We start from the raw sequence: 20,378 nt of genomic DNA on the forward strand, positions 1-20,378 counted from the left end.
CCAAGGTGCTAAAGCCCTTACAACGTTACAGCCAACCTTTGCGGCGGAAAAACAGGTAAGTGCCTGCCGCACTGGCCAACATCATCACCAGCGCCATAGGGTAACCGAAGTACCACTCAAGCTCAGGCATCTCTCTGAAGTTCATCCCGTAGCTACTGGCAATCAGGGTTGGCGGCAGAAAGACCACGGCCGCAACCGAGAAGATTTTAATGATCTTGTTTTGCTGCAAGCCACTGAAACCCATGGCAGCATCCAATAAGAAGTTGAGTTTGTCGAAGATAAACTGACTGTGAGGCATAAGAGATTCGATGTCCGACAACATCTCACGGATCTCCTTGAGCTCATCTTCGGCCAACTCTTTACGGTAATACTTCTGTATGTAACGCAGAGATCTTTGGGTATCGAGTAGACTCAAACGTATCTTGCCGTTGGAATCTTCCTGCAAGGTGATCAGCTTGAACACATCATCGAGTTCATTACTCTCAAACACCTGCTCACCAACGTTTTCCAGCACAGTGTAAACATCTTCAATCAAGTCAGAGAGGTACTCTACCTTAAGATTAAAGAGTTCGATAAACAGCGCTTGAGGCGTGGCCACCATGATGCGTCCGAGGCGCAAATAGTTACGCAGCAAACGAATAAGACCGACATCCTCTTCACGTATGGTAACCAAAAACCGGCTACGCAGGTTGAATGAGACGTTGACGCCACGAACATCCTGGCCAACCCGCTGCGGAAACAGAGAGTTGATATGCAAGCCGTCTTTGTTTTGATAGAAACGTGCCGAGGCCTCAATCTCATTGATATCTTCCTCGTCGGGTACCTCTTCCACCGAGTAACGACTCAACCAATCCCGTTCATCGTCATCCGGTTTGTAGAGATCCAACCACAGAGTTTGCTCCGGAAGACCGTCTTCTATTGTCAGCTCAATAATTTTAAGCTGCTGATCCTGATAGGTGTATGCAGTAATCATGGGTCCTCCTGAAGATAGCCGTGCCGTAGAAAGAAATGCCCGGCAAAAAAATGTGCCTAGTTTACCTGATAAGCCATTAATGGAAAGTGCTCAATGGCGTCAGGGAACACTTTTCTCGGCTATCATCAAACGCTCCTCACTGGAAAGGCGGATCCTAAGTCCATCCACGGTAACCAATTCATTAGTTGAGATATCTTTCTTGCGCACCTGATAAACTTCCCGCCGCTCCTCCTTGGGTGAAACCAAGGTCACGGAAACCACCTGATAACCATCAAACCACTGCCAGGCAAAAAAGCCGCAGGCCAGTATCAAGGTCACGCCCACGGCTCCCGGGACCAGAAAGCGTTTGAACAGGGGCAACGGCTCGGCAATCTCCTTCTGCCTCACTTCAGGGCTTGCCCTTCGCTTGAGCATGGTCCACGCCAGTACCAATACCAAGGCCGTCAGCAGAATTTTGGTCAGCAAGCTCGACTCCTCATTCTTAACCAAGAATATATGAAAGCATCAAATTGTTAATTATAAAGGAAAAGCCTGTCCATGACAGTTAGCTGTATCATAAAGCCACCAGTAACATCTTAAAGCCTTTGGATTGATAGCATATGACAACAGATTTTGATGAGTGCTTGTGACATGAAACTGCACCACGGCGAGCTGAAGTATATGACTGCCATGAAAGTCATGCTCGCTGGAAGCGAGATAAACCCTTCGCTACTTAAGCCTCGAGTGCCTTTAGATGATACCGGTCGGATTAAATCTCTGTGCTCCAGAGACTGGATAAACCTGACCAGACAATTAATCAAATTGGTATTAGCCGTCTGGCGATAGCCAGCTTCGAGCAAGCTCTCCGCGTTCGTTTGTCGCATCAAACTGAGTTTGATAAACGCGACAACCTCACCCTACTCCACATGGGATTGTGCCTCACTGCGTTCGGACTCTTTATCTTCCCCATGTGAGAGTGGACATTTCAAAATGCAATTAAAACGAAAAATCCCCAACACAAAGTGCTGGGGATCCATCGTTTATTGGGCGTCTGGCGATGACCTACTCTCACATGGGGAGACCCCACACTACCATCGGCGCGATTGCGTTTCACTTCTGAGTTCGGGATGGGATCAGGTGGGACCACAATGCTATTGTCACCAGACATATTCTTACTGGTTAATTGTCCGTCTGACGGTATTGTTTCCTCGCTACACTGCTCATGTACTTCAGTACACTGCGCGGCTCGCTCGTCACGGCTTTGTCAGCCAAACAATTACCTGCGTCATTAACCTTTGTTCTTCAATTCAGAAAGCTGTTGCTTTGAAATATGGTGGTCGCTACTGGGATCGAACCAGTGACCCCCTCCTTGTAAGGGAGGTGCTCTCCCGGCTGAGCTAAGCGACCGGTATTCTTGGCTGTGCTCTTTTCAGAGCCTGAGTTCAAACTTCAATCAAGTATCTAACTTCTTCAAGTCCGTAAAACCCATCTGGGTTGTATGGTTAAGCCTCTCGAGTCATTAGTACAGGTTAGCTCAACGCCTCGCAACGCTTACACACCCTGCCTATCAACGTCCTGGTCTCGAACGGCTCTTCAGAGGGCTCTAGGCCCTAGGGATGACTCATCTTGGGGCTCGCTTCCCGCTTAGATGCTTTCAGCGGTTATCGATTCCGAACGTAGCTACCGGGCAATGCCATTGGCATGACAACCCGAACACCAGCGGTTCGTCCACTCCGGTCCTCTCGTACTAGGAGCAGCTCCCCTCAATCATCCAACGCCCACGGCAGATAGGGACCGAACTGTCTCACGACGTTCTGAACCCAGCTCGCGTACCACTTTAAATGGCGAACAGCCATACCCTTGGGACCGACTTCAGCCCCAGGATGTGATGAGCCGACATCGAGGTGCCAAACACCGCCGTCGATATGAACTCTTGGGCGGTATCAGCCTGTTATCCCCGGAGTACCTTTTATCCGTTGAGCGATGGCCCTTCCATTCAGAACCACCGGATCACTATGACCTGCTTTCGCACCTGCTCGACGTGTCTGTCTCGCAGTTAAGCTGGCTTATGCCATTACACTAACCGTACGATGTCCGACCGTACTTAGCCAACCTTCGTGCTCCTCCGTTACTCTTTGGGAGGAGACCGCCCCAGTCAAACTACCCACCAGGCACTGTCCCTAACCCCGATTAGGGGCCCAGGTTAGAACATCAACACTACAAGGGTGGTATTTCAAGGTTGACTCCAACAAGACTGGCGTCTCATCTTCATAGTCTCCCACCTATCCTACACATGTAGGGTCAATGTTCAGTGCCAAGCTATAGTAAAGGTTCACGGGGTCTTTCCGTCTAGCCGCGGGTATACGGCATCTTCACCGCAATTTCAACTTCACTGAGTCTCGGCTGGAGACAGCGTGGCCATCATTACGCCATTCGTGCAGGTCGGAACTTACCCGACAAGGAATTTCGCTACCTTAGGACCGTTATAGTTACGGCCGCCGTTTACCGGGGCTTCGATCATGAGCTTCTCCGAAGATAACCCAATCAATTAACCTTCCGGCACCGGGCAGGCGTCACACCGTATACGTCATCTTGCGATTTTGCACAGTGCTGTGTTTTTGATAAACAGTTGCAGCCACCTGGTATCTGCGACTCCCGTCAGCTCAGAGAGCAAGTCTCATCACCAACAGGAGCGTACCTTCTCCCGAAGTTACGGTACCATTTTGCCTAGTTCCTTCAGCCGAGTTCTCTCAAGCGCCTTGGTATTCTCTACCCGACCACCTGTGTCGGTTTGGGGTACGATTCCTGCTAACCTGAAGCTTAGAAGATTTTCCTGGAAGCATGGCATCAACCACTTCATCCCCTTAGGGACTCGTCGTCAGCTCTCAGTGTATGTGTGCCCGGATTTGCCTAAGCACACCACCTACTACCTTAAACGCGGACTACCAACGCCGCGCCGGCCTAGCCTTCTCCGTCTCTCCATCGCAGTTAGCAGAAGTACGGGAATATTAACCCGTTTCCCATCGACTACGCCTTTCAGCCTCGCCTTAGGGGTCGACTCACCCTGCCCCGATTAACGTTGGACAGGAACCCTTGGTCTTTCGGCGAGGGGGTTTTTCACCCCCTTTATCGTTACTCATGTCAGCATTCGCACTTCTGATACCTCCAGCGTGGGTTACCCCTTCGCCTTCAACGGCTTACAGAACGCTCCTCTACCGCACTGATGCAAGCATCAGTACCCGTAGCTTCGGTGAATTGCTTAGCCCCGTTACATCTTCCGCGCAGGCCGACTCGACTAGTGAGCTATTACGCTTTCTTTAAATGATGGCTGCTTCTAAGCCAACATCCTAGCTGTCTAAGCCTTCCCACATCGTTTCCCACTTAGCAATTACTTTGGGACCTTAGCTGACGGTCTGGGTTGTTTCCCTTTTGACGACGGACGTTAGCACCCGCCGTCTGTCTCCCGGATAGCACTCTTTGGTATTCGGAGTTTGCAAAGGGTTGGTAAGTCGGGATGACCCCCTAGCCTTAACAGTGCTCTACCCCCAAAGGTGTTCGTCCGAGGCGCTACCTAAATAGCTTTCGAGGAGAACCAGATATCTCCCGGTTTGATTGGCCTTTCACCCCCAGCCACAAGTCATCCGCTAATTTTTCAACATTAGTCGGTTCGGTCCTCCAGTTGATGTTACTCAACCTTCAACCTGCCCATGGCTAGATCACCGGGTTTCGGGTCTACACCTAGCAACTAAACGCGCAGTTAACACTCGGTTTCCCTACGGCTCCGCTATTCGCTTAACCTCGCTACTAAATGTAAGTCGCTGACCCATTATACAAAAGGTACGCAGTCACCCCATCCCAAATTACTCTCACCGTGAACCAATTCTTTAAATTAAATAGTCCACTACTACGGTGTTAAATATCAGTCTTTTTTTGGACAAAAAAACGGATTTTCAGGGTCATAGTATCCATCTTCACAAAATCCAGGATTTGCACTAACTGAGGATACAGAACCTATTGCCACACACAGAATTAGCAGTAGTCGTTTCATATAAAGTTCCTTTTAGTCTTTCCATGAATAATCTAGGCAATCGCCTAATTGACTGCTACTGCAAAAAGCAATCTGGTGATGGGGCTTCCACTGCTTGTACGTATACGGTTTCAGGTTCTATTTCACTCCCCTCACAGGGGTTCTTTTCGCCTTTCCCTCACGGTACTGGTTCACTATCGGTCAGTCAGGAGTATTTAGCCTTGGAGGATGGTCCCCCCATATTCAGACAACATATCACGTGTGCCGCCTTACTCGATTTCATCTCTGGTTAGTTTACATGTACGGGGCTATCACCCTGTGCCGCTGTGCTTTCCAACACATTCCACTAACACCCCAAAGACTTAAGGGCTAATCCCCGTTCGCTCGCCGCTACTTGGGGAATCTCGGTTGATTTCTTTTCCTAAGGGTACTTAGATGTTTCAGTTCCCCTCGTTCGCCTCACTAAGCTATGTATTCACTTAGTGATGACACCTTATGGTGCCGGGTTTCCCCATTCGGACATCGCTGGCTCAAATGCTTGTTACTAGCTCACCAACGCTTTTCGCAAGTTACTACGTCCTTCATCGCCTCTGACTGCCAAGGCATCCACCGTATACGCTTGGTCGCTTAACCATACAACCCGGATGAGTTTTCATCTCGCTTGTCAGTACTCATGTTGTCGTTATTGTGCTTTTCATTCGTCAGTCATGTAGCGCTGCTACACTCTTTCCTCACTCAAATCACCACTTAGACACCATGTCGCCTGACTTCGCTACCTTATCGGTAACATAGCGGAAAACACGGGTTGTATTGCAACCAGCTTAGGTTTACTTGTCTCACCTCCGGGTTAAGGAAGTGGACTCGCCTTGAAGAATTTCCAAAACACTTGATTGAAGTGTTTGAGAACTCAATTTGTATGCATCAAATCCACTCCGAAGAGAGGTTTTGATGTCTACTATCAGCTTTCCAAATTGTTAAAGAGCGGGCTTAAAAAAGCCAAAGATAAATACTGACTTATCTTTGGCGTCTCTCGTCCTTTGTAGAGTGACGGTTCCAGCACTTCCAAGGGAAGTGGTGGAGCTATGCGGGATCGAACCGCAGACCTCCTGCGTGCAAGGCAGGCGCTCTCCCAGCTGAGCTATAGCCCCGTTTCTTTGCAGTTCTTTTTACCGATTTCGTTGTTAGCCTTCGCCTCTTCGCTCAGTCATTTAGTTAACTAAACGCCTTCACTCATCGCTCGGCTGCCTCGAACCCGATAAAAATCTCTCGCAAACAGTCTTGAACATTGACTTGTTCATTCCTTCGACGCTAGTCAAGGTAAACAGGGAGGAAGTTTACTGGAGTAAACGAGACCTGTTTAACGCAGAATAGCGGAAGAATTGGTGGGTCTGAGTAGACTCGAACTACCGACCTCTCGCTTATCAGGCGAACGCTCTAACCACCTGAGCTACAGACCCCCATGCTCTACTTCTTTTATCAAGCAATCTGTGTGAACACTCAACAAACACCAATTATCGCTTAGGTAAGGAGGTGATCCAGCCCCAGGTTCCCCTAGGGCTACCTTGTTACGACTTCACCCCAGTCATGAACCACACCGTGGTAAACGCCCTCCCGAAGGTTAAGCTATCTACTTCTGGTGCAGCCCACTCCCATGGTGTGACGGGCGGTGTGTACAAGGCCCGGGAACGTATTCACCGTGGCATTCTGATCCACGATTACTAGCGATTCCGACTTCATGGAGTCGAGTTGCAGACTCCAATCCGGACTACGACCAGCTTTATGGGATTAGCTCCACCTCGCGGCTTCGCAACCCTCTGTACTGACCATTGTAGCACGTGTGTAGCCCTACTCGTAAGGGCCATGATGACTTGACGTCGTCCCCACCTTCCTCCGGTTTATCACCGGCAGTCTCCCTAAAGTTCCCGGCATTACCCGCTGGCAAGTAAGGATAGGGGTTGCGCTCGTTGCGGGACTTAACCCAACATTTCACAACACGAGCTGACGACAGCCATGCAGCACCTGTCTCAGAGTTCCCGAAGGCACCAAAGCATCTCTGCTAAGTTCTCTGGATGTCAAGAGTAGGTAAGGTTCTTCGCGTTGCATCGAATTAAACCACATGCTCCACCGCTTGTGCGGGCCCCCGTCAATTCATTTGAGTTTTAACCTTGCGGCCGTACTCCCCAGGCGGTCTACTTAATGCGTTAGCTTGAGAGCCCAGTGTTCAAGACACCAAACTCCGAGTAGACATCGTTTACGGCGTGGACTACCAGGGTATCTAATCCTGTTTGCTCCCCACGCTTTCGTGCCTGAGCGTCAGTCTTTGTCCAGGGGGCCGCCTTCGCCACCGGTATTCCTCCAGATCTCTACGCATTTCACCGCTACACCTGGAATTCTACCCCCCTCTACAAGACTCTAGTTTGCCAGTTCGAAATGCGGTTCCCAGGTTGAGCCCGGGGCTTTCACATCTCGCTTAACAAACCGCCTGCGCACGCTTTACGCCCAGTAATTCCGATTAACGCTCGCACCCTCCGTATTACCGCGGCTGCTGGCACGGAGTTAGCCGGTGCTTCTTCTGCGAGTAACGTCACAGATGTAAGGTATTAACTTACACCCTTTCCTCCTCGCTGAAAGTGCTTTACAACCCGAAGGCCTTCTTCACACACGCGGCATGGCTGCATCAGGGTTTCCCCCATTGTGCAATATTCCCCACTGCTGCCTCCCGTAGGAGTCTGGGCCGTGTCTCAGTCCCAGTGTGGCTGATCATCCTCTCAGACCAGCTAGGGATCGTCGCCTAGGTGAGCCTTTACCTCACCTACTAGCTAATCCCACCTGGGCTTATCCATCAGCGCAAGGCCCGAAGGTCCCCTGCTTTCCCCCGTAGGGCGTATGCGGTATTAGCAGTCGTTTCCAACTGTTATCCCCCACAAATGGGCAAATTCCCAGGCATTACTCACCCGTCCGCCGCTCGTCATCTTCAAAAGCAAGCTTTTGAAATGTTACCGCTCGACTTGCATGTGTTAGGCCTGCCGCCAGCGTTCAATCTGAGCCATGATCAAACTCTTCAATTAAAGTTTTGGTTGAACCCGAAGGTTCGACTCAATGAATTCTGTTCGTATGAACACTCTTCATCGAGTTAAATCGTTTTGTCGATTTCTCAATGCCTGTGAGTGTCCACACAGATTGCTTGATAGATTGTTAAAGAGCAAAAGAAGCCAGCCAAGCATTTCAACTTAAAGCATTCGATGCTTGAATCTTTGACTTCCAGACCCTGTCGCGGGTCAGTGGTTGCGCATTATAGGGAGCCTGAATTTTTGCGCAACCCCTAAAAGGCGATTTTTCTTATCAAAGTCTTCGAGTGATTACTATTACACCAAGAAGTCCAATAATCCGCCAAATTAGGCCAGTGATGCCAGATATTTAGGTACATCGGCAATGCTATCCAGTACTACGCTCGCCTCATCCATGGCTTCCTGAGTCACCTCTTTGCCACTTCTGACCAGGATCCGCACCGGGATCCCCGCCGCTTTGGCGGCGCGCATATCATCGGCCTTGTCACCGACCATTACACTGGCAGCAAGATCCAGCTTAAGAAAACTGGCAGCACTGTTGATCATTCCGGCCTTGGGTTTACGGCAGTCACAATCCTGCTTGTATTCACCTATGCCCTTCTCCGGATGGTGCGGGCAGTAATAGATACCATCGAGATCCACGCCCTTGTCGGCAAAGTTCCAATCCATCCATTCGGTCAGGCTGGCAAACTGCTCTTCAGTGTAGAGTCCACGGGCAATCCCTGACTGATTGGTCACCACCACCAGCTTATAGCCTTGTTGCTTCAACGCCAGGCAAGCTTCGAAGACGCCTTCGATATATTCAAAATCATCTATTTGGTGCACATAGCCGTGATCGACATTGATTACACCATCTCTATCCAAAAAAACCGCTCGGTTCACTGTTTGCCTCCCAGAAAGCGAATGGCGATATTATTCCACTCATTGGGGCAAAATGCACTGTGGTAACAAACTTATGTTGTGGGCTTCAGGACATAGAATAAGAAAACCCGGGCATTCAGGCCCGGGGGGGAGATGGGCGCTGACCCCGAGTGCCTGATGTTCGGGAGCACGCCCGCAGGGAGACATCAGACTTCCGGGCTCAGCATGACCATTCAAACGGGTCGTAGTCTGCAAGCACTCTGGCATATTCAGGACTCAGGCCATCGGTAGAAAAGTAATACCCCTTGCCATCGCTGCCGGTGTCATAACGTATGTCGTCATATTCTGGCATCGCCAGCAACTGTTGTCGCAGCGCCTGCTGCGCTTCGGCATCTAGGCTGTAGGGAGGATACCCCAAAACTGAAGCCTCAAGCACAGCAGTATGGCGACAACTGGCTTCGCGTATCTGCTGCGCCAGGGTCGCGGCAACCTCCCCGCGTTGCAGTGCCAACCAACGGTTGGCATAGCTGTCTACCATGTAACGGTCTGAATAGAAGAAGTGCTCATCCTCAGATATGCGCATCTTCAGATCCCTGTGTTCAGGCGCCAGGATCAAATGGATGTACTCTTGCACCGCATCCACAGCCTTCTCTGCGTCATCCCCCGCCACAGCCAACAGCTGCGGCAGGGAAACCAGGCGTCCGTGTTGGCTGAACAACCGGATAAAGTCCACCAGTTCCAGCATGGCTTATCCCGGCAACAAGCCACGGGCCTCCAGCGCATCGGCTGCATAACCCAGGCCGAATTTTTCCAGGGTTGACCTCAGCGGTGCCCCGGTTTGCCTGTCCCAACCAAAATCGTCATAGAACATATCCAACGCCTTTTGAATATCGTCCCTGTCCATCTTGATGGTGCCTTCATCGCCAAAAGCCTTGTCGGGGTCCAGGTCGTAAACCCAGTCGCAAAGCACATCGTGCTCATTGCGCATATTCATCTCATTCATTTGAATGATGGTCAGCGCTCGGTGCAGATGCAGTACCCGCTCGGCCATAAAGTCGAGCTCAGTCTCAGTCACTTCCTTGCCTGTGACCAGAGAGAACATCTGGGATTCTATGGTGCTGTCTCCACGGTAGTTGCGATTCTTGTCCGGCGAAGCCAGCAAGGGGAACATCCAGTTACAGAGAGTCAATGAATCGTGCAGCACGTTTTTTACCAAAGACCACTTGGCAAACTTAACCTTGGCCGGGTTGATTGGAGTGTACCACTTCACCTTATCGAAGGCCCCTTCGCCCCAGAATTCGGCGGCTATGGTTTCTATCATGTCCTGAGGCAAGCCGCAGTTAACAATATTGATATGGGAGTGACACTGGGCATCGCGGTTGAACACCATGTTGATCAGGGTGCCCACCTGCCCTGCGGTCTCGCTGGCATGGTGCACGGCGGCGTTGGTCTTCTTATTGAAAATTTTCACCGAGGATTCTTTGTGGATATCCCAATAACCGAGATCCGGGTTACGCCCATCCAGTTTCCAGCGATCAATCAGATCCGACATGCCATCGGCCATATGGGCAATTTCCCCTTCGCGATAGGCGATACGGCGGTAAAAATCGATAAGGAACGCCGGATCTTTCTTGTCCCACAGATCCCAAGGGATGCTGTCAAACTCCTCTTTGGGCAACAGATATTGGAACATATCGTGTTTTTTGAGGTACTTGAACAGGTGCGAAATCAGGCCGTAGTTACACCAGATGCCGTAATCGTCGATCAGGTTTCCACCCAGAGCACCTGTCATCGCGTGCTCTTCCGAACCTTTCTTGGTATCCATCAGATACTGAGGCGCCAGGAATCCCATACAGACGTTGGAGATATGCTCGCTCTTACGGCCATATTTCTGTTTCAGCTCAGGCACCTTGAGCTCACAGAAGCAGCGAATGGGGCAGGCATGACAACCACCGGTGCGCTTCATCCACTTGTTGGCGTACTCTTCACCGAAGTACATCTCGGCCATTGAGGTACGGAATCCTACCTTGTTACGTTCATTCCAGGGTACCTCGCCCAGCTCAATCTGTTGATCCGATTGCCCCCATTTAAGTCCGGGACGCGCCTTCCAGCGACTACCACTATTGGAATATTCGGCCCAGGACTGGGGAGTAGATGGCACAACCCCTTGGTTATTGGCGCCTATAATCCCCAGAATATGGTCATCGAGCCGACGCATGTTGGCATTATCGGCGGCAATGGCCACGGCCCCTGTACCTATGATGCCTATCCCTTTGAAGTTCTTTGACCCGAGCACGGCGCCATGACCTCCGGCTGAGTGTCCACCTTGAGTCATAATCACTGACAGGGGCACCTGATTCTCCCCCGCCTGACCTATGGCAGCCACCTGGGCATTGGGGCCCATCATTTCAGCTATCATGGCGTGGGTATCAAAAATCCCCTTGCCCCAGAGCGCGGCAGCCGATTCCAGCGTGACTTTGCCGTCTTCAACCCTGAGCCATACCGGTGCGGCGGCGCGGCCTTCAATGGCGATGGCATCAAATCCAGCATATTTCATTGCCGGTGAAAAGTGACCACCGAAATGTCCATCAGAAATCAGATGATCTTTAATCACCGGGCTGCGGGAAGTTATAGTGGTACGACCCGTACAGATCACCCCAGAACCAGTTAGCGGGCCGGCGGAGAATACAATAATATTTTCAGGATCTGTGGCCTTGATATTATCTTTATGGCCATCCCAAAGGATCTTGTAGCCTATCCCCATACCACCTATATAGTCATGATATTTATTTGTTGATTCTGTCGTAATATTGCCGGTTGTTAAATTAACCCTTAATACTTTACCAGCCCATCCGCCAAGTTTATCTGTCATTTTTAATTACCTCATTAACCGATCAGGCCAGTATATTTTTCATATTGTTCGAGCGCGGCTTCCGCCTGTTCCCAGGTATAAAATTTAATCGCACCTGTCGGACAAACCTGGGCACAGGCCGGCTCGCCCTGACACAGGTCGCATTTCACGGCTTTCATTTTGCTGCGTACGACTTTAATCACTTGTTGTGGACATTTATCGGCGCAATAACCACAGCCAACGCAGCGCTTTTCATCTATCACTTTAGCGCCGGTTTCCGGATGAGTTGAAATGGCCTGCTGCGGACATACCTGTGTACAAACTTCACAATGACGACAGGTGGCAGGCACCACAGTGCGATCGCCGCATTCCCCCCGCTGCTCTGTGTAATTAAACTGCACACCATGAGGCCCATAGTTCATGTTGTGTTCGACTTTGACCCTTGCCAGGGTTGGGCTACAATCGCCTTCATGGTTCCAGCCACAGGCGATTTCACAGCGACGGCAACTGACGCAGATAACCGGATTAACCACCATCAAACCACCGGGTAACACCTCAACCTTTTCATCGCTGTCATTGTCACTGCCACAACCGGTAAGAAAGCTGATGAGCGTTCCACCATAGACAGTGCCTACGGCTGCCCCCATACTCCCTTTCAGCATTCCTCGTCTGGTAATCATATTGCGTTCCTTAATTAGTTTAAGAAATATTATTTAAATATGCATACACCAAATACCCGACAATTCATGCTAATTAAATCCAGACATTTTTTCCCAATCTGAGTCACATTTACTCACAGGATAACCGACCAAACTCATTAACTAAAACTCAAATCAAATATTAATTTTTCACTCTTTCAAAAATCAGAAAAAACAACTTAGACCAAACCTACGCTTATCAGTTATAGCTGGAACAAATTGACGATGGTCACAGATAAATTATTCAAATTAAATAGATTAAGGCCTGCATACATTCCTAATTAGACATCCCGACAGAATCTAAAACATAAAGGAATGGGAAATGATGAAATTCAAGCCTAAAAACGCCTGGTGGAAACTATCCCCACTGGTGGTTTGCTTATTGGCTGCATGTTCCGATGGCGATGACGGCCAGGTGGGTCCTCCGGGAGAAGTGGGGATCAATATTGCCAAAGCCAAATCACTGCAGGCCAATATCGAAGCCGTAACCATAGATGAGCAAACCCGGGTTTCGGTCGACTTTTTCTTAAGCGACGCCAACGGCGTTGCCGTGACCGGACTGGAACAACTGGAGCAGGTATCAGCCTTGGCCATGGGCATAGCCAAGCTGGGCAGTGCTCAACCCATGTACGGTGATACAAGGCCAGCGGAAGGGCGCTATGAGATAAGCCGCGCTCCCCAATGGATAAGCTATATCAATAAACTGGTTGAGCCGGGTACAGGTGCCACAGCCCAGGCCGCAGCGCAGTGGCAAGCCGGGATTGAGAGTGACTGTAAACTCGACTGCCTGCAGAGCCTGGGCCAGGGGCGTTACCGCTATCAATTCAGCAAGACGCTCAATCAATACCCAAGCTTTGAAGGGCTCGATACCCATTACGAGAGTGACAAGACTCACAGGGTCTATCTGGAACTCAAGCCCGCTGCAGACAGCTCACTGAGCAGCATGCTGATCAACAGTGTCTATGACTTTATTCCGGCAACCGGCCAAGCCGCCGCTACCGAAGACAGCCGGGTATTGATAGATCAGCAGCAGGCCTGCTATCGCTGCCACGGCAGTGACAGGGATAACAGTGAGGCGCGTTTGTTGATGCACGGCAGCAAGCGTTTTGCCTTTGAAGGCTGCGTCATGTGTCACACCAGTTACTCGGGCGACCCAGAAACCGGCTCGGCGCTTGATATGGCGACCCTGACTCACAAAATTCACCAAGGCGAGTACAAGGTCGTTGGCTATCAGGGCCATGAATATGACTACAGCCAATTGCACTATCCCGGTGATATCAAGGATTGTAACAGCTGTCATATTCCCGATGCGGCGCCGCAGGCCAACCAATACTTTATTCCCGGCAATAACAGCTGCCTGAGCTGCCACAGTAAGGATGCCCCCGAGGGCTGGAATGGCAGCGCCAGTGCTTTATTCCACGATAGAGAACTCTTCCCCAGAGGCTGGCAACAAAGCTGCTCAGGCTGCCATCCGGATGCCAGCAACCCAGAGGGCGCGGGTAAAATCCACCTGAGCCTTGGCAGGACAAGCAAACTCATCAAACAGGAGTATGCCTTTGCGCTTTCCTCCGCCGCTATTGATGGCGACAAGCTGAGTATCAGCCTGGATTTTCGCAGCCAAGGCCGCCTGCCTGCAGACGATCCGGCCATAGAGTCATTGTGGTTAACGGTCAGTGGCGATCCCGAACCTGCCAATCGCCCGCTCAACAACGGTCAGCGCAAAATTTGGAATTTGGCCAACCCTGGGGCCGATGTCAGCCTGGCCATGCAGGGACACAGCCTCAACGCCGCCATAGGCCCGCTTCAGGCAGCGGACTTTGGTGAGCCGGACAAGACTCGGGTGCAGGCCAAACTGCTTGTCTGCGCCGATCCCGCGACAGGCTTTGCTGTGGCTTGTGATACAAGCGCTACCCGCATTGAGGTGATTGCCGATAACCCCTTGTCACTCACAGGCTCTGCGGCGAGCAATAAAGCCCTTGCCGATGAGGCTGCCTGCCGGCGCTGTCATGACAGCGACATGCAGCAGCGGGTTGTCAGCGCTCATACTCTGGCGAGCCGCTTCCAGCCGGGCAATGACAGCTGTGGCAGTTGTCATGCGCCTCAAGGAGCTACGGCCCTGACCGACAAGAGCTGCAACGACTGCCACAACAATGGCACTAACATGTACCTGAATGCCGGACTGAAACACACTCCTGGCATGGATCAAATAAAAGCGATCCGTACCCTGAACAACAGTCTGAACTACAGGGAAATGGTGCATTCGCTGCACAGTGGTACCCGCACTGTGGCCGGAATGGGCGCCGACAGAGAGGCGGCCACCTATCCGAAACCGGCCAGTGATTGCCGCGCCTGCCATATCAAGGGCCAGCTTACGCTGGATGGCCTGAGTCAGAGCGCCTCCGTGTTGGTTGCCACTCCCGGCGCAACCGAGAAAGGCCAAATCGCCGAGTATTCTCCAACGGTTGCAGCCTGTGGCGGCTGTCATATCCAAGTGGAAAAATGGGCCAGCCATGCCGAAGCCTTCGGCGGTGTTTTCCGCAAAGATGCCAGCGGCGGCCCTGTCTATCAGAGTGGCGGCGAGAGCTGCGCCGTATGTCACGCCGAGGGACGTAATACCGGCGTCGACATGATGCACGGCCTCAAAGACTGACCCACTCGCTCCCATCGGCAAAAACGGCGCCTCGGCGCCGTTTTTCTATTTTGCATTAGAATGTGAACAGGCTCCCGGGCTCAAAACCTGTCAATCCGGTAAGGCTGCAGTGATAACGCCGGCTCGTCACCATCAAACTCGCTGGCCAGCAACTCTGCCGTTATCGCCGCCCAGGTCAGCCCAAGATGTTGATGACCAAAGGCAAACCAAACCCCCTTCTGCTTCAAGCTCGCCCCCAGTATCGGCAAACTGTCCGGCAAAGAGGGTCTGAACCCCATCCAGCGCTCACCTTGTTCGGCACTGGCAGAGGAAAATACCTTTGGCAGCAGCGCCTGGGCATGGGGCAGCAAACAATCGGCCCTTGAGGGATCCATGGGCGCCTCGAGCCCGCCGAACTCCACAGTGCCGGCCAAACGGGTACCGCCGCGCATTGGGGTAATGATAAACTTACGCTCGAACGACGCCACAGGGCGAGACAAACCGCTGACTTGCGGCATCATCAGGTGGTAGCCGCGTTCGGTATCCAGCGGCACCTCATGGCCCAATTGCTGCGCCAGGGGTTTGGACCAGGCGCCGCAGCAGAGCAATAGTCTGTCGCAGTGCCAGGATTGCCCCTGACTGTCACCGAGGCGGACACCTTGCTTGTCCGGCTGCAATTTATCGATCTCGGCGCGCAGCACCTGCCCACCGAGTGCCTTGAAGTGCAACTCCAAACGCTTGCAGAGTTCAAAAGGTGATGGCGTATGCGCCACCTCAGTGAAAAACAGTGCAGCCTTGATATTGCCGGACAGCGAAGGCTCAAGCCGCCTGACTTCATCACCACTCAATAGCTTCACCGCCACACCGGCCTTGGTATAGGCCTCAAACTCCTGCCGGGCAGCTTTTTCATCCCGCTCGAACAACAGCAGGCTGCCGTTTTCACACATCAACTCGCTGGCCTCGGCTTGTGCCAGCAACCGACGCATGGCGCCTATGGCTTCACGGTTCAAAGCCGCGATCGCCGCACCATTTTTACGTCGCTTGGCGGGCAACATATTGGCCATAAAGCGGCAAAACCAAGGCAAGGCTTTGAAAAAATACCCGGGACGGATCCGAAACGGGCCTTGCGGGTCCAGCAACATTCCAGGGAGCCGAGGCACAAGAGAGAAAGACGCCAGCGGAAACATCTGCTCGGTGGCAAAATGTCCGGCATTACCGAAAGAGGCCCCTCGCCCCGGCTCATCTTTATCCAACAGGCTCACCTTGAATCCCTGCTTTTGCGCGGCTATGGCGCAGCAAAGCCCGACTATGCCACCCCCTAAAACCGTCAGTTCTCCCTTTGAGGACACTGTGCCATCTTGTTTGCTGTTCATCTGTTTTCTCCCTGCGCCGGGCAGCCAAAAGCCTTAAATAACGAAACGCTTTTCCCAATCACCACGATCACTGATTGTGTTTAGTTAAATATTTTTGTATACAATATACTATATCTCTGACAATATCCACAGCTGTTAGCCCGCAAGGGATAAAGAACAACAACTAAATCAACAAGAGGTCTGTACCATGAAACCAAACTGGCAAGGGGTGTATCCTGCAATTTCAACCCAATTCAATGCCGATGGCTCAATCAACTTTGACTCCAATCGCCGTATGCTGGAAGCCCTGATCCACGACGGCATTGACGGCATCATAGCGCTGGGCACTGTGGGCGAGAACGCCTCTCTGAGCGCGGCCGAGAAGCGCGCCTTTATCAAACATACAGTCGAAACCGTCGCCGGGCGAATTCCGGTGATCTCCGGCTGCACCGAGCACAGTGCCGAGCAAGCTGCCGAATACGCCAAAGATGTGGCCGCTCTTGGTGTCGATGGCCTGATGTTATTGCCCGCCGTGGTTTATCGCGGCACAGACAGAGAAGTGCAGGCGCATTACCGCCACGTCGCCCGCGCAACCACCCTGCCCATCATGATCTACAACAACCCGGTGAGCTATGGAGTGGACATCAATTTGGAAATGACCGCCGAACTCGCCAAAGAGCCCAACATAGTCGCCATTAAGGAATCGACTACAGACACCCGCCGTCTGACCGAACTGCAGAGCCGCTTCGGCGACCGTTTCATCGTCTTTTGCGGTGTCGATGATATTGCCCTCGAGTCACTGCTTCTGGGAGCCGATGGCTGGATATCCGGCCTGACAAATGTCTTCCCGAGAGAGTCTGTTACCTTATACCGCCTGGCCCGCGCCGGCCGACTGCAGGAAGCCAGAGAGCTGTATCGCTGGTTTATGCCGCTGCTGAGACTGGACACCATCCCGACTCTGGTACAGTGCATCAAGCTGGCCGAAGAACTGGTGGGACGCGGCAGTGAACATGTACGCATGCCAAGATTGCCTCTGGAAGGCGAAGAGCGCGCCTATGTACAGCAACTGCTTGAGCAGGCACTGGCAACGCGCATAGACCTCGACAAGTATAATCTGGACTGAGCCAAGAGCGGCACCAAGGAGAACTTATGCTCAAAGGGACTTTTTACTGTATCGATGCCCACACATGTGGCAACCCGGTACGCCTGGTAACCAGTGGCCATCCTGAACTTAAGGGCCAGACCATGAGCGAAAAACGCCAGCATTTTCTCTCGCAGTTTGACTGGATCCGTCAGGCGTTGATGTTCGAACCCAGAGGCCATGACATGATGTCCGGGGCTTTTCTCTACCCGCCCTGCTCGGCCGATGCCGACGGCTCTATTCTGTTTATCGAAACCAGTGGCTGCCTGCCCATGTGCGGCCATGGCACCATAGGCACAGTCACCGCCGCACTGGAAGCCGGCTTGTTGACACCGCGCCGGGAAGGTGAACTGCTGCTCGATGTGCCCGCAGGCCAAATACGCATCGAGTATCAACGCAGTGGCGCCAAAGTCGACTGGGTAAAGCTCTACAACGTTGCCGCTTATCTCGCCCATGCGGATAAAGTCATCGACGTACCCGGCCTTGGCTGCCTCAAGGTCGATGTGGCCTACGGCGGCAACTTTTACGTAATAGTGGATCCGCAAGAAAACTTTCCCGGACTCAGGCAATGGAGCGCCGCCGATATTCTGCGCTGGAGCCCACTGGTACGGGAAGCGGCCAGGGCGCAGCTCGAATGTGTTCACCCGGATGACGCCACAGTTCAGGGCATCAGTCATGTACTGTGGACAGGCGATTGTCTGAGCCCGGAATCCAATGGCGCCAATGCGGTGTTTTACGGTGACAAGGCGATAGACAGATCGCCCTGCGGCACAGGTACCAGTGCCAGGATGGCGCAGCTGCACGCCAAAGGCATGCTCAATGCGGGAGACAGTTACACCCATGAATCCATCATTGGCAGCCAGTTTATCGGCCGTATCGAAGGCACCACCCGCGTCGGCCAGTTCGAGGCTATTTTGCCCAGTATTCAAGGCTGGGCCAGAGTCACCGGGCACAACAGTATCCTGGTTGATGATGAGGATCCTTACGCCTATGGATTCCAGGTGCTGTGAGCTGTCATCACAGTCAACACTGGATAGCCCAGACTCAAGTGCCCACACATTAAAGGAGACCCCATGACAACAGAGATCCCCAACCGCCGTGAGGCGCTCGTCAAGGAGTTAGCGTCACAACTGACCGGCCAACATCTAATCGCCGGGCAATGGCAGAGTGAGACAGATGTCGAACGGTTTCAAAGCCTGGATCCGGTCGCCAATCAAACGCTGGCGCTCAGTTTCGCTGAAGCCGGCGAGCGCCAGATAGATGCGGCAGTCACAGCGGCCGGTGCCGCCTTTGTTCAGTACCGGCAAACACGGCCGCAAGCCAGGGCCGCCTTCCTGGAGGCCATCGCCACCGAGCTTGAAAACGACAGCGTGCTTATCACGGCGGCGGCCATGCTGGAATCCGGCCTGCCACAAGCGCGGATAAACGGCGAACTTGGCCGCACCGCCAATCAGCTCAGGCTGTTCGCATCAGAGCTCAGAGAGACGCCAAGTCCTCTGTTGATAGACAAAGCCAACCCCGAGCGCACGCCGCTGCCCAAACCCGAACTCAGATTGACCCAGCTCCCTCTCGGGCCGGTTGCCGTATTCGGTGCCTCCAACTTCCCGCTGGCATTTTCCACCGCCGGCGGTGACAGTGCCTCGGCACTGGCAGCCGGTTGCCCCGTGATTGTCAAGGGCCATCCTGCACACCCGGCCACCAGTGAACTGGTGGCCCGCGCCATTGCCCGCGCTACCTCTCGCTGCGATATGCCAAGCGCCGTATTTTCCCTATTGCAGGGACGCAGGCCAGAGCTATCGACTGGCTTGGTATCTCACAGCGGTATTCAGGCAGTAGGCTTTACCGGCTCATTCAAGGTAGGGAGGCTCCTGGCCGATTGCTGCGCCGCCAGAGCCAAACCCATTCCCTTTTATGGCGAACTGGGCTCAATCAACCCACAGCTGCTGCTGCCGGGTAAATTGCAAGCCGAGGCAGAAACCCTCGCCGGCCATCAACATCAGTCGATGTTGATGGCTCAGGGGCAATTCTGTACCAGCCCCGGGCTTATTCTGGCATTGGCCGACAGCGAATCCAGCCAAAAAGCCCTTGCACGTTACCGTAGCGTCCTGAGTCAGGCTATCACTGAAACCGAGGCGGCTCCCATGTTAACCCCGGGAATTGCCGAGTCATTTCAAACCCGGAGCAAGCAGCTGCTCGCCAATCCGGCCCTTGAATTGCTGGCTCAGGGTAAAGCCGCCGCGGCGCTGCATCATACCCGGCCACTATTGCTGGAAACCGGTGCCGAGAGCTTGCTTGCCAGCCCTGATCTAATGGAAGAAGTGTTCGGCCCCTTCGCCCTGTTGGTGACGGTCAAAAGTGAAGCCGAACTGCAGGCTGTGATCCAGGCGCTCGATGGCCAGTTAACCGCCAGTGTCCATGCCACCAGCAGCGACTTACAAGGTTATCCGGACGTTTTGGAGGCGCTGCAATACAAGGTAGGCAGACTGATTTTTAATCAGATGCCAACTGGCGTCGAGGTTTGCCATGCCATGAACCATGGTGGCCCCTTCCCCGCCAGCACAGATCTGCGCAGTACCTCGGTAGGCACTCAGGCTATGGCGCGCTTTCTCAGGCCTTTGAGTCTGCAAAACCTGCCTTCTGAGCTGACAAACAGCTTCAACCAGGGGCAAGTTTCGGATCAACACCCAGGCGCACGCTACTTCTAAAGCACATCTTGCGCGGCATTGCAGAGGGAAACCCAAGTGGTTTCCCTTTATTTATCTGAGCATTCGCTGTAGTCTTATTCGGATCAAAACCGAA

At 52.6% G+C, this 20,378-nt stretch carries 11 protein-coding genes, 3 tRNA genes and 3 rRNA genes; 4 read left to right on the top strand and 13 right to left on the bottom strand.

All coding sequences use genetic code 11. The features are described from left to right. Positions 1-25: 25 nt before the first annotated feature. The 12 genes from corA to E1N14_RS13045 all read right to left on the bottom strand — a co-directional run bounded on the left by corA (position 26) and on the right by E1N14_RS13045 (position 12,439). Complete coding sequence (gene corA, locus E1N14_RS12990) at positions 26-973, bottom strand: magnesium/cobalt transporter CorA (RefSeq protein ID WP_025889695.1); 948 nt, start codon at positions 971-973, stop codon at positions 26-28. Positions 974-1,072: 99 nt separating this feature from the next. Further along, a complete protein-coding gene (locus E1N14_RS12995) occupies positions 1,073-1,438 on the bottom strand; it encodes a hypothetical protein (protein ID WP_025889694.1) in 366 nt (121 codons plus the stop codon). Positions 1,439-2,001: 563 nt separating this feature from the next. Beyond that, positions 2,002-2,117 (bottom strand): 5S ribosomal RNA (gene rrf, locus E1N14_RS13000). Positions 2,118-2,283: 166 nt separating this feature from the next. After that, positions 2,284-2,359 (bottom strand) — tRNA-Val (locus E1N14_RS13005). A gap of 91 nt (positions 2,360-2,450) precedes the next feature. Beyond that, a 23S ribosomal RNA gene (locus tag E1N14_RS13010) occupies positions 2,451-5,612 on the bottom strand. A gap of 439 nt (positions 5,613-6,051) precedes the next feature. Then, positions 6,052-6,127, bottom strand: a tRNA-Ala gene (locus E1N14_RS13015). Positions 6,128-6,359: 232 nt separating this feature from the next. Beyond that, positions 6,360-6,436: transfer RNA gene (locus tag E1N14_RS13020), tRNA-Ile, on the bottom strand. Positions 6,437-6,502: 66 nt separating this feature from the next. Further along, positions 6,503-8,047, bottom strand: a 16S ribosomal RNA gene (locus E1N14_RS13025). The 16S, 23S and 5S rRNA genes sit together here with 3 tRNA genes alongside, the layout of an rRNA operon. A gap of 327 nt (positions 8,048-8,374) precedes the next feature. Continuing rightward, positions 8,375-8,929 carry a D-glycero-beta-D-manno-heptose 1,7-bisphosphate 7-phosphatase gene (gene gmhB / locus E1N14_RS13030; RefSeq protein WP_025011101.1) on the bottom strand — a complete coding sequence of 185 codons (555 nt, stop codon included), beginning with the start codon at positions 8,927-8,929 and terminating at the stop codon, positions 8,375-8,377. Between the two features lie 199 nt (positions 8,930-9,128). Then, positions 9,129-9,653 carry a hypothetical protein gene (locus E1N14_RS13035; protein WP_025011102.1) on the bottom strand — a complete coding sequence of 175 codons (525 nt, stop codon included), beginning with the start codon at positions 9,651-9,653 and terminating at the stop codon, positions 9,129-9,131. Between the two features lie 3 nt (positions 9,654-9,656). Next, a complete protein-coding gene (locus tag E1N14_RS13040) occupies positions 9,657-11,780 on the bottom strand; it encodes an aldehyde ferredoxin oxidoreductase (RefSeq protein WP_062793390.1) in 2,124 nt (707 codons plus the stop codon). Between the two features lie 14 nt (positions 11,781-11,794). Next, entirely contained in the window at positions 11,795-12,439 is a 645-nt protein-coding gene (locus tag E1N14_RS13045) for a 4Fe-4S dicluster domain-containing protein (protein ID WP_025011103.1), read from the bottom strand. Between the two features lie 340 nt (positions 12,440-12,779). On the opposite strand from E1N14_RS13045, the gene E1N14_RS13050 reads away from it, so the two are divergent. Then, positions 12,780-15,107, top strand: a complete 2,328-nt coding sequence (locus tag E1N14_RS13050; protein WP_062793389.1) for an OmcA/MtrC family decaheme c-type cytochrome — start codon at positions 12,780-12,782, stop codon at positions 15,105-15,107. 80 nt (positions 15,108-15,187) lie between these two features. Here E1N14_RS13050 and E1N14_RS13055 read toward each other — a convergent pair whose 3' ends face one another. Then, complete coding sequence (locus E1N14_RS13055) at positions 15,188-16,459, bottom strand: NAD(P)/FAD-dependent oxidoreductase (protein ID WP_062793388.1); 1,272 nt, start codon at positions 16,457-16,459, stop codon at positions 15,188-15,190. Positions 16,460-16,646: 187 nt separating this feature from the next. Between E1N14_RS13055 and E1N14_RS13060 the strand changes: the two genes are divergently transcribed. From E1N14_RS13060 to E1N14_RS13070, 3 genes are all read left to right on the top strand, one after another. Next, positions 16,647-17,561: a dihydrodipicolinate synthase family protein gene (locus tag E1N14_RS13060; RefSeq protein WP_025011104.1), complete on the top strand. Its 915-nt coding sequence runs from the start codon at positions 16,647-16,649 to the stop codon at positions 17,559-17,561. Between the two features lie 26 nt (positions 17,562-17,587). Further along, positions 17,588-18,589, top strand: coding sequence for a 4-hydroxyproline epimerase (locus tag E1N14_RS13065; protein WP_025011105.1), 1,002 nt, complete (start codon positions 17,588-17,590; stop codon positions 18,587-18,589). 63 nt (positions 18,590-18,652) lie between these two features. Continuing rightward, positions 18,653-20,284, top strand: a complete 1,632-nt coding sequence (locus E1N14_RS13070; protein WP_062793387.1) for an aldehyde dehydrogenase (NADP(+)) — start codon at positions 18,653-18,655, stop codon at positions 20,282-20,284. Positions 20,285-20,378: the final 94 nt, after the last annotated feature.

Origin of the sequence: Shewanella algae (assembly GCF_009183365.2) — a bacterium.
In the GTDB taxonomy this organism is placed as follows: Bacteria; Pseudomonadota; Gammaproteobacteria; order Enterobacterales; family Shewanellaceae; genus Shewanella; species Shewanella algae.